Here is a 9790-nt window from a genome sequence, read left to right on the forward strand (position 1 = left end):
GAAAGTTTCCCCTTCCCTCCCCCAATGGCGTTGCTATCCCAACGCCTACTTCTTCCTTCTCCTCAACGGCTTCGAATACGCGTGCTCGGCGCTGTGGCCGAACTCCTGCAAACGGCGATCGACGAGATCGTAAAGGGAATCACGGGTGAACCCGCCGTTCTTGAGGGGTTTCCCGGCGGGAATGCCGGTCAGAAGCTCAAGCGCCTCGGTGATGTGCTCCACCGGGTAGATGCCGAACTTGCCCGTGTCCACGGCTTCACGGATGCGCGGGGAAAGCATCAGATGATCCACGTTGTCACGGGGGACGATGACCCCCTGCTCGCCCGTGAGCCCACGGCGGGAGCAGATGCCGAAAAAGCCCTCGATCTTGCGGGACACGCCGCCCACGGCCATGATCTGGCCGGACTGGCTCACCGCGCCGGTGATGGCGAGGGACAATTTGAGCGGCACGCCGGAAAGTGCCGACAGCAACGCCGCCAGCTCCGCGCCCGAGGCGGAATCGCCTTCGATGCCGCCGTAATTCTGCTCGAAACACAGGCTCCCGGTCATCACAAGCGGCTTGTTGCGGGCGAACTGATCCACAAGATAGCTCTTGAGGATGAGCATGGCCTTGGTGTGGATGGGGCCGCCAAGCTCGGCCTCGCGCTCAAGGTCGATGATGCCGCCGTGCCCGACGCCCACGGTGCAGGAAATCTGATGCGGCAGGCCGAACTCGAAATCCCCGTACCACGACACCGACAGGCCATTGACCCGCCCGACGGCGGAACCCGACGTCCGTACCTTGATGAGCTCGCGGTCGTACTCTTCCATGTAGAGCTCTTCCACAAGGTTCGCACGGTACATGCGGGCTTCGAGCGCCTCTTCCAGATGCCCGGCCTCCACCAGCGCGGACTGCTTCATGGCGGCCATCGCGGAGGCTTCGATCATCACGTCGCGCATAAGCGGGAACTTGAGCGACAGCTTGCGCTGATCCTCGGCCACGCGGGAACTGAAATCCACAAGCCCGGCCAGCGCGGTGCGGCTGAACGGCAGGAGATGCGTCTCGTCGATGATCCCGGCGACACGGATGAGCCACGACCGGATGTCGGCGGCGGTGCGCTCCACCGTCTCGGTCATGTGCGCCTTGATCTTGAACAGCTTGGCGAAGCGGTCGTCATTGGTCAGCAGGGCCTCGTACAGCTCCTCGTTGCCGATGAGCACGACCTTGAGGTTCAGGGGGACCGGCTGCGGCTCGATACCCTTGGTGCGGACCGCGCCGTCCGGTACGTCGCCCGCCTCCTCAAGCCGCGCGGAACCGGCGCGCAGGGCGCGGAGAAGCCCTTCCCATGCGCCGGGATGCTGGAGAATGTCCTCAAGATGCAGGACAAGGAAACCGCCGTTGGCCCGATGCAGGGACCCGGCCTTGATCAGCGTGAAATCCGTGACCAACGCGCCCATTTCCGACTCGCGCTCCACACAGCCAAGCAGGTTGGCGGTGGTAGGATGGTCTTCGATGATCAGGGGAGCGCCCTTGTTCCCGCTGTTGTCCACAAACACGTTCACGTCATAAAGGTACGTGTCCGTCTCGGGATGCTGCGCATCGCCGGACAGCGCTGCGCTCAGGGCCTGCGCGGGCTGCGTTTCACGGGGCAGGAAACCTTCCGGGTGATCCAGAATATCCTGACGCAGGGCTTCAAAATACTTTTTCAGAGCGGAATCCGGCTCACCGTCCGGCCCGGCGCAGTTTTTCAGGATGCGCTCCACAGCGGGGGTCAGCACGGCGGACAGCACCGAGCCGATCACTTCCTGCTCCAGCGTCCTCTCGTCCGAGCGGAAGGACTGTTCGGCGGAATTCAGCTTGCGCACCATGCCGGACATGGCCCGCAAGAGGGTATCGCCCTTCTGCTTGAGCCCCTGACGCAAGGTGGGATCGAGATGTTCGTACTCGTCTTCGCTCAGGCGCTTGCCTTCCACCAGAGGATACAGGGTCAGGCTGCCCTGCTCATCCATATCGAGGTTGAAGCCCTCTTTCCCGGCGGTCTTGTCCATCTGCTTGATGAGCCCGGAACGCACGGCCTGAAAACGATCCTGCAATTCGGAACGTTTCTTGACGTACTTCTCGTTGTCCAGACGGACGGGCAGTTCCTTGCGGATATCCGCCAGCGCCTGCGAAAGGACCGAACGCAGCTTCTTGCCCTGCCCCGCAGGCACGGACAACAGCATGGGACGATCCGGATCATCGAAATTGTTGACGTAAAGCAGATCCGGCGGCGTCTGGGCCTTGCGGATGCGGGGCTCGAGAAACTCCCGGAGCATGTAGGTCCGCCCAAGGTTCGACTCGCCGGAAAGATAAATATTGTACCCTGCCGTGTGGATGTGCAACGCCAGCTCCAGCGCCTTGAGGGCGCGGGGCTGCGGGGCCACCTTACGGTGTCCATTGCGCGGGATGGTGTCGCTCGTTTCCCAAGGGACGCGATCCGGGGGCAGACTCGAACAGAGGCGCTGGCCGGGCAGCGACTTTATTTTACTCATGATATTCCTAATATGGATTAAAAAGATCGCGGGGAGGGGGAAAACCTTTCTGAAGAAAGACTGTCCCTTCCCTCCCCATGCCCGCCCCTTCCAAAGGTTTCCGCCTTGAAAAGAGCGCGGCCCGTCTCAAAAGGTATCGGCTTTCCTTGCGGCGCAAGCCGGGAAGTCAAAGCGAGAGAGCGGCAGCCGGAACAACCCGGCGGCGGAAAACTTACCGCGCGTACACCCGGGCGAGGATCTCGGCCCCGCCGTCCTCGGCGAGGGACCGGGCCAAAGCGAAGCCCACGGCGCGGGCTTCATCGGCGCGGCCCGTCACCTTGCGGCGGATGATCACCGAGCCGTCCACTTCGCCGACCAAGCCTTCCAGTTCGAAGGTGCCGTCGTCAAGCATTTCCGCATGTCCGGCGATGGGAACCTGACAGCCGCCGTCGAGCCCGGCGAGCAGGCCGCGTTCGGCTTCCACGCAGATGCGGGTCGGACGGTGTTCCATGAAAGACAGCATTTCGGCGAGATCCTTGCGGTCCTCGCGGAATTCGATGCCGAGCGCGCCCTGCCCCACGGCGGGGATGAACGCGGGCGGGGCGAGCGGGCACTCCTTGGGCACGGAGAGGCCGAGGCGCTTCATGCCCGCCGTCGCCATGATGATGGCGGCGAACTGCCCCTCGGTCAGCTTACGGAGCCGCGTATCCACGTTCCCGCGCAGGGAGACGACTTCAAGATCCGGCCGCTGGGCCAATACCTGCGCCTGACGGCGGAGGCTGCTCGTGCCGACCACGGCCCCGGCGGGCAGGTTTTCCAGCGAATCGTAGTCCACCGAAAGGAACAGGTCCGTGGGGTCCTCGCGTTCCGGCACGATGCCGAGGATGAGGCCCTCGGGAAGCTCCATGGGAACGTCCTTCATGCTGTGCACGGCGATGTCCGCCGCGCCGGAAAGGAGCGCTTCCTCAATTTCCTTCACGAACAGCCCCTTGCCGCCGACCTTGGCCAGCGGCACGTCAAGGATGATGTCGCCCTTGGTCTTGATGATGTTCAGTTCCACCGCAAGGCCGGGATGTACGGCTTCGAGGCTGTCCTTCACATGGTTCGCCTGCCAGAGGGCCAGACGGCTGCCACGGGTGGCGATAACGAGTTTTTCCATAACGATCCTTGGCTGGTGAACACGGTGCCTTTTTGAGGGACGCCGCCGTACCGGAGCCGCCCCCCCACAAATGTCCGGGAAAGAGGAATCCGGGGAAGGGGCGCCTTTTGGAGCGCGCCTCCCCGGTTTTAGGAAATTTAGTGGCAGCTCGCGCAGTTGCCGCCGGAACAACCGGCGCATCCGCCTCCGGAAGACGGCGCGGAGGGCGCGCCGAAATCGCCGAGGCTTCCGCCTTCGCAATGGCGGCACGGCTTGGAGATGAGCTTTTCCGTGGCTTCGGCGCGGCAGGCCGGGCATACCGGATTTTCGTCGCCGAAAACAAGTTCTTCAAATTCATGACCGCAGCGCGTGCAACGGTATTCAAACATGGGCATGACGCTTCTCCTGTAAACGTATTCAGTCAAGCATGGGCTTGATGGCCATCACATTTTCGAAAAGATAGTAGTCCGTCAGCGCGCAGAGCATATGCCCGATGGCGGCGTGCGTCTCCTGCACGAGCGGCGTGGACGGATGCCCCACCGCAAGCAGGATGTCGCACAGCGGAGCCATGCGCCCTCCCCCGTCCCCGGTCAGGCCGATGGTGAACAGGCTTTGCTTGCGGGCCGCCTGCAACGCGCCGATGACGTTGGCGCTGTTGCCCGAGGTGGAAATGCCGACGAACACGTCGCCGGGGCGCCCGAGCGCCTGCACCTGCTTGGTGAAGACGAGATCGTAACCGAAATCGTTGCCGATGGACGTCAGCACGGAAGAATCGGTCGTCAGCGCGATGGCCGGAAGCGGCGGCCGGTCCATCAGGAACCGGTTGACGAACTCCGCGGCCCAGTGCTGGGCATCCGCCGCGCTCCCGCCGTTGCCCGCCAGCAAAATCTTGCCTCCGCGCGCCACGGCGACGGCCATGCGCCGGGCGGCCTCGGCCACCTTGCCCCCGTGGACGGCAAAAAAATCGCGGCGCAGTTTCGCGCCGTCTTCCGCATGTTGGGAAATCATTTGCAGGGCTTTGTCCATAAGACGCTCCTTCGAACCGCATGGCTACAAGCACAGATAATCCCTGATTCCCGTTCTGCAACCCGCTTGCGGCGAACTTTGAGATATAAGCGAAACAGCCCCCGCTGACAACTCCATGCGGGCCGTGCGGCATTCCCCAACCCGCCGAAACGATACGGCGGCGGTACCGGGCTCCCAAGTTTGCTATTGAAGAATCACAGGGATTCTACTACTGAAAGCAGATGCACTCCGTCACCTCCATACTTCTCGTCACCAAGGCCCGGCACGCCGCCGCCGAAGCCACCGCAGCAGCCGTCAGCCAGTGGCTCGGAGCCCACGGTGTGGCTTGTTCCGCCCTTCCCGCCGACTGCCCTTCCGAAAAACTCGTCGGCAGGGCCCGCACCGCCGACGCAATCCTGATCCTCGGCGGCGACGGAACCTTCGTCGGCGTGGGCCGCAAGCTTGCCGGGCTGGACATTCCGCTTCTCGGCATCAATTTCGGTCAGGTCGGCTTTCTGACCGAACTCTCCGCCGTCGGCTGGGAACCCGCGCTGGAACGCCTCCTCGCCGGAAAGATGATCACGCGCACCTGCCTCCTGCTCGCGTGGGAGCTCCTGCGTGGCGGGACGCCCATCGCCAGCGGGCACGCCGCCAACGACGTGGTGGTCGGGCGCGGCGCCATCGCCCGCGTGCTGCCCGTCCATGTGTTCGTGGACGGCGAAGACATGGGCGTCGTGCGCTCCGACGGGGTGATCGTCTCCACGCCCCTCGGCTCCTCGGCGTATGCCCTGTCCGCCCACGGGCCGCTGGTGCATCCCAAGGTGCAGGCCCTCACCCTGACGCCCATTTCGCCCTTCTTCAAGAGCTTCCCGCCCATCGTCCTGCCCGCGGACTCCCGCATCCGCCTCGAAACCGACGCCGCCGCGCCCGACGCGTTCCTGACCGTGGACGGGCAGGAGGGCATCCCCCTGTGCGGCGGCGACGTCATACGGGTACAAAGCCTCGATGCCGGGCTGCGGGTCCTTTCCTGCTCATCCGGCACCTATTTCCAGCGGCTGCGTGAACGCGGCTTTATCCAGACGGACGGGACGTCCGCCCCGGAGCACGTATGAACAGGCTTCCCGACATCGGGCAGGTCAGCGATCTCCGGCTCGGCGACCATCCCGGCTTTGATGCGTGGTTCTACAGCTTTTGCGCGGAAAACAACATCGAACACGGCATCAACCCCAGCGGCGTCGCCAGCCCGGAGCAGCTCCGCTTCATGGTCGCCATGGACGAACGGCAGGTGTACGCGCCGTGTTCCGACGCCACCTTCCGGGAATTGGCGGCCTCCTTCCACCTCCGCAGTTTTCCGCCCCGCGTGCGCAGCCAGTATATCGCGGCATGGCGCTCCATCATCCGGGTCGTCCGCTACGAAAAGGACCGCCAGAAGCGCCGCGACATGATCAACTACTGCCGCCACCGTTTCCGGGGCTGCCTCGCGCTCGGCAACATCCTGCCCTCCCGCCTCGTCAAGCGGCTGGTCACCACGCTTATCAGCCATTTCGACGCGGGCGATCCGTGGCTCAACGAGCGCCTGTTCTACAACGAAACGCTCGCCTCCTTCCTCCGTTCGCAGGCCCTGCAAAAGGCCCTCGGACGCCTGCCCGACGGCCTGAGCGCCGAGGGCATCCCCGATCTGCGCCGCGCGCTGGATCTGGCTGAGCTGGCCCGCCTCTTCCACCTTGCCGGGCGCTCGCACCATACCCTCACCCAGCTCATCCACAACTGCGCGGCGGCGGAAAGCGGCAAGTGCGAACTCCCGGACATCTTTACCGGTTCCGAAGCCTTCATCCCGCAGGTGGAGGAGCTCTTCCCCGGCCCGCCGCGCACGTTCCTCTATATCTGCGCGATGGAGGGCGGCCTTGCCCTTGATCTGCGGATCATCCAGACGCTGCTGCGGCTCGGGCACAAGGTCATCCTGACGCTCAAGGAAGCGCCGGTCTACTACGCCCCGACCGTGTGGGACGTGGACCGCGATCCCCTGCTGGTGGACAATCTGCCCGAATCCCATATATTCAAGGCTCCGGCCGCATCAAAGAACGAACTGCTCCGCCGCCTGCGGGAAAACCGCCTGCTCATCATTTCGGACGGCACGGGCGAACGGCTCAACCTGTACCGCACCTCGGTCACCTTCGCCCGCGCATGGAAAGAGAGCGACGCCGTCATCGCCCGCGGACGCTGCAACCGCGACGTGCTCCTCGGCACGAGCCACCTCTTCACCCGTGACGTCTTCTGCTTCTGGGAAGATCGCGGAGAAGTGCGTATGCAGCTCAAGCCCCATGCGCCCGGCATCCGCAAGTTCAGCGAACAGGCGCTCACGGCCAAGGCCCGGACCATCATCAAGAGTATGCGCGCCTCCAAGGACAGCGGCAAGGCCGTGATGTTCTACAGCTGCATCATCGGCAGCATCCCCGGCCAGACCGCCACGGCGATCAAGGTGGCGGACACGTTCGTCCGGTCGCTGCGGGAGCGGCTTGATCAGGTCTTCATCATCAACCCGGCGGAATATTTCGAGCCCGGCATGGACGGGGACGATCTCATGTTCATGTGGGAACAGGTGCAGCGCAGCGGCCTCATCAACATCTGGCGCTTCCAGAGCATGGAGGACATCGAGGCCAGCTTCGGGCTCATGGGGCTCAAGGTCCCGCCCGTCTGGTCCGGCAAGGACGCCACCTTCTCCACCGGGTGCACCAAGGAAATGCGCATCGCGCTGGACATGCAGCGCTCCCATCCCGAACTCCAGATCGTCGGCCCCGGCCCGGAAAAATTTTTCCGCCGCGGCGACTACGGCGTCGGCAAATTCTTTGACGCCACCATCTCCAACGCCAATCAGGAATAGCCATGACCACACCCACGCAACTGTTCACGCTTCTGGATGCCTGTTTCGACGCCCAAAACGAAGCCACGGCCCTCTGGCACAGCCAGGAACCCGAAGCCGACGACGTCGCCCCCGACGCCTCCGCCTCCCCCGAGACGCTCCTTGCCCTCGTCCGCGCGCAGCACCTGCGGAATTTCCGGCTCTGGCACATTGAGGACACGGCCCGCCGCCGCGACGTGACGCCCGACGTCATCGCCGACTGCAAGTACCGCATCGACAGGCTCAATCAGGAACGCAACGACCGCATAGAGCGCGTGGACGCCTGCCTCGTGGCCCTGCTCTCCCCGCTGCTCCCGGCCTCGCCCGCGCCGCACATCAATACGGAATCCCTCGGCATGGCCATCGACCGCCTTTCCATCCTCAGCCTCAAGATCTGGCACATGGACGAGCAGGTCCGGCGCACCGATGTGACTCCCGAGCACATCGCCTCCTGCGAAAAGAAGCTCGCGGTCCTCAAGGAGCAGCGCGCCGACCTCAGCCTTGCCGTCAAGCATCTCGTCACCGAGTTCGTCGAGGGGGCCAAGACCCCCAAGCTGTATTTCCAGTTCAAGATGTACAACGACCCCACGTTGAACCCTGAGCTGTATGGAAAATAGAGGAAGCGTGAGGAATCGGGGAAGGGGAAAGGAACCCTTCTGGAGAAGGGCTTCCTTTCCCCTTCCCCAAACCCCATCCCCTATCCTTCTAAGACTTTTACGTTTTGAATTCCGGGCGTCTCCAGCGTCCGGAACTGAAAAACAAAAGTGTTTGATACCTGAATAGAATAATCGTTCGGCCTTTCGGAGTCGCCCTATGTCCACTTATGAAACCGTCATCGGCCTTGAAGTGCATGTTCACCTCTGCACCAAATCCAAGCTGTTCTGCTCCTGCCCCACGACGTTCGGGGTGGAGCCCAACACCAACGTCTGCGAGGTGTGCGCCGGGATGCCGGGCGTGCTGCCCGTTCTGAACCAGACCGCCGTGGAGTATGCCACCCGCGCGGGCCTCGCCCTTGACTGCACCATCAACAAAGATTCGGTGTTCGCCCGTAAGAACTACTTCTACCCCGACATGCCGTACAACTACCAGATTTCGCAGTTCGAGCGCCCGCTGTGCGAATTCGGGCATCTGGACATCAACGTCGGCGGCGAGACCAAGCGCATCGGCATTACCCGCATCCACATGGAAACCGACGCGGGCAAAAACATCCACGAAGGCGACCACAGCTATCTCGACCTCAACCGCGCCGCCGTGCCGCTCATCGAAATCGTGAGCGAGCCCGACATGCGCAGTGCAGAGGAAGCGGTGGCCTATCTCAAGGCCCTGCACGCCATCGTGGTCTACCTCGGCATCACGGACGGCAACATGGAGGAAGGCAGCTTCCGTTGCGACGCCAACGTGTCCATCCGTCCCAAAGGCGCGGCCGAATTCGGCACCCGCGCCGAGCTCAAGAACCTGAACTCGTTCCGCCACGTCCAGAAGGCCATCGAATACGAAGTCTCCCGCCAGCAGGACGTTCTGGAAGATGGAGACAAGGTGATTCAGGAAACCCGCCTGTTCGACAGCGTGAAGGGCGTCACCATGTCCATGCGCGACAAGGAAGAGGCCCACGACTACCGCTATTTCCCCGACCCGGATCTCGTGCCCGTGCACATCACGGACGAGCAGCTCGAAAGCTGGAAGGCCAGCCTTCCCGAGCTGCCCGCGCAGCGCCGCCGGCGGTTCATGGATGAGTGGAAACTTCCCGAGCAGGACGCGGACATCATCACATCCGACCGCGCGCAGGCCGATCTGTTTGAAGCGGCGGTGGCCCTGTACAACGAGCCGCGCAAGATAGCCAATTATATGACCGGCCCCATGCTCCGCGAGATCAACCAGACCGGCGTGGAGCTCAAAGACTCCGCCCTCAAGCCGGAAGCCCTTGCCGAACTCGCCAAGATCGTCGACGGCGGCCTCATCAGCGCCAAGATCGCTCAGGATATTTTCAGCGAAGTGTACGCCAACGGCGTCATGCCCGAAGCCTACGTCCGTGAAAAAGGTCTTGTGCAGGTGTCCGACACCTCTGCCATCGACGCCGCCGTCGCCGAAGTGATTGCCGAGAACCCCGCCGAAGCCGAAGCCTACAAGGGCGGCAAGACCAAGCTCATCAGCTTCTTCGTCGGGCAGGTCATGCGCAAGATGAAGGGCAAGGCCAACCCCGCCCTCGTCAACGAAGCGTTGGGAAGACTGTTGAAATAGGAGGAGAAGATTGGAGGGGG

8 protein-coding genes are annotated in these 9790 nt (G+C 63.3%); 4 read left to right on the forward strand and 4 right to left on the reverse strand.

Annotated elements, in window-relative coordinates; genetic code table 11:
• Positions 1 to 45 precede the first annotated feature (45 nt).
• From HMPREF0178_RS05725 to HMPREF0178_RS05740, 4 genes are all read right to left on the reverse strand, one after another.
• Positions 46 to 2511 carry a Lon protease family protein gene (locus HMPREF0178_RS05725; RefSeq protein ID WP_009379787.1) on the reverse strand — a complete coding sequence of 822 codons (2466 nt, stop codon included), beginning with the start codon at positions 2509 to 2511 and terminating at the stop codon, positions 46 to 48.
• A 211-nt stretch (positions 2512 to 2722) separates the two neighbouring features.
• On the reverse strand, positions 2723 to 3649 hold the full coding sequence (gene hemC / locus HMPREF0178_RS05730) for a hydroxymethylbilane synthase (RefSeq protein ID WP_005028836.1): 927 nt from the start codon (positions 3647 to 3649) through the stop codon (positions 2723 to 2725).
• A gap of 137 nt (positions 3650 to 3786) precedes the next feature.
• Positions 3787 to 4023 (reverse strand): zinc ribbon domain-containing protein, encoded by a 237-nt coding sequence (locus HMPREF0178_RS05735; RefSeq protein ID WP_005028834.1) that lies wholly within the window; start codon positions 4021 to 4023, stop codon positions 3787 to 3789.
• 22 nt (positions 4024 to 4045) lie between these two features.
• Positions 4046 to 4654: a D-sedoheptulose 7-phosphate isomerase gene (locus HMPREF0178_RS05740; protein WP_005028832.1), complete on the reverse strand. Its 609-nt coding sequence runs from the start codon at positions 4652 to 4654 to the stop codon at positions 4046 to 4048.
• Positions 4655 to 4875: 221 nt separating this feature from the next.
• Here HMPREF0178_RS05740 and HMPREF0178_RS05745 point away from each other — a divergent pair, with 221 nt between their 5' ends.
• The 4 genes from HMPREF0178_RS05745 (at position 4876) to gatB (ending at position 9770) form a co-directional block, all read left to right on the forward strand.
• A complete protein-coding gene (locus HMPREF0178_RS05745; protein ID WP_009379790.1) occupies positions 4876 to 5745 on the forward strand; it encodes an NAD(+)/NADH kinase in 870 nt (289 codons plus the stop codon).
• Entirely contained in the window at positions 5742 to 7514 is a 1773-nt protein-coding gene (locus tag HMPREF0178_RS05750) for a hypothetical protein (protein WP_009379792.1), read from the forward strand. The genes HMPREF0178_RS05745 and HMPREF0178_RS05750 overlap by 4 nt, the downstream gene beginning before the upstream one ends.
• Positions 7515 to 7516: 2 nt before the next feature.
• Positions 7517 to 8149 (forward strand): DUF4254 domain-containing protein, encoded by a 633-nt coding sequence (locus tag HMPREF0178_RS05755; RefSeq protein ID WP_009379794.1) that lies wholly within the window; start codon positions 7517 to 7519, stop codon positions 8147 to 8149.
• A gap of 196 nt (positions 8150 to 8345) precedes the next feature.
• Positions 8346 to 9770, forward strand: coding sequence for an Asp-tRNA(Asn)/Glu-tRNA(Gln) amidotransferase subunit GatB (gene gatB, locus HMPREF0178_RS05760; RefSeq protein WP_009379796.1), 1425 nt, complete (start codon positions 8346 to 8348; stop codon positions 9768 to 9770).
• Positions 9771 to 9790 lie beyond the last annotated feature (20 nt).

Source organism: Bilophila sp. 4_1_30 (assembly GCF_000224655.1).
Taxonomy (GTDB): Bacteria; Desulfobacterota; Desulfovibrionia; order Desulfovibrionales; family Desulfovibrionaceae; genus Bilophila; species Bilophila wadsworthia.

Excerpts from the sequence above, each read along its gene's own strand:
- HMPREF0178_RS05725 (WP_009379787.1), bottom strand. The coding sequence starts at position 2,511 with ATGAGTAAAATAAAGTCGCTGCCCGGCCAGCGCCTCTGTTCGAGTCTG.
- hemC (WP_005028836.1), bottom strand. The coding sequence starts at position 3,649 with ATGGAAAAACTCGTTATCGCCACCCGTGGCAGCCGTCTGGCCCTCTGG.
- HMPREF0178_RS05735 (WP_005028834.1), bottom strand. The coding sequence starts at position 4,023 with ATGCCCATGTTTGAATACCGTTGCACGCGCTGCGGTCATGAATTTGAA.
- HMPREF0178_RS05740 (WP_005028832.1), bottom strand. The coding sequence starts at position 4,654 with ATGGACAAAGCCCTGCAAATGATTTCCCAACATGCGGAAGACGGCGCG.
- HMPREF0178_RS05745 (WP_009379790.1), top strand. The coding sequence starts at position 4,876 with ATGCACTCCGTCACCTCCATACTTCTCGTCACCAAGGCCCGGCACGCC.
- HMPREF0178_RS05750 (WP_009379792.1), top strand. The coding sequence starts at position 5,742 with ATGAACAGGCTTCCCGACATCGGGCAGGTCAGCGATCTCCGGCTCGGC.
- HMPREF0178_RS05755 (WP_009379794.1), top strand. The coding sequence starts at position 7,517 with ATGACCACACCCACGCAACTGTTCACGCTTCTGGATGCCTGTTTCGAC.
- gatB (WP_009379796.1), top strand. The coding sequence starts at position 8,346 with ATGTCCACTTATGAAACCGTCATCGGCCTTGAAGTGCATGTTCACCTC.